This is a genomic window from Pedobacter sp. 01N416 (assembly GCF_056399685.1).
In genome coordinates this window covers 1-370 of record NZ_JBFTRT010001146.1, presented here as the reverse complement: position 1 = coordinate 370, position 370 = coordinate 1, and the positions used below count along the sequence as shown (strand labels likewise).

Below are 370 nucleotides of genomic sequence, written 5' to 3'. Positions count from 1 at the left end.
CTTCATAATCGATCCCAAATTTATCCATTTCGCCTGTAAATATGGCAATATTATAGGTTGTAGTATCAATCAATAACTGCTGGCGGAGGCCAAAACGGACATATTGGATCCGCGCTTTTGTTGCCGCAACCAGGATATTATACAAATTGCCCGGTGATATGATGCCGCCTGGAAAGGAGGCCAAAACGGACATATTGGATCCGCGCTTTTGTTGCCGCAACCAGGATATTATACAAATTGCCCGGTGTTTGTTTTCGTGCCCTGGTCTGCATAATTTTAGTTTGATACATGATTTAGCTATTTAAAAGTCCAAATTCTACTATTGCCTTTGGGAAGTTTTTGTTTTCGTGCCCTGGTCTGCATAATTTTA

1 protein-coding gene is annotated in these 370 nt (G+C 41.1%); it reads right to left on the bottom strand.

The window, feature by feature from the left end; all coding sequences use genetic code 11:
• Positions 1-184: hypothetical protein (locus AC1DND_RS29640; protein WP_477586644.1), on the bottom strand; the 184-nt coding region annotated here is incomplete at its 3' end.
• Positions 185-370: the final 186 nt, after the last annotated feature.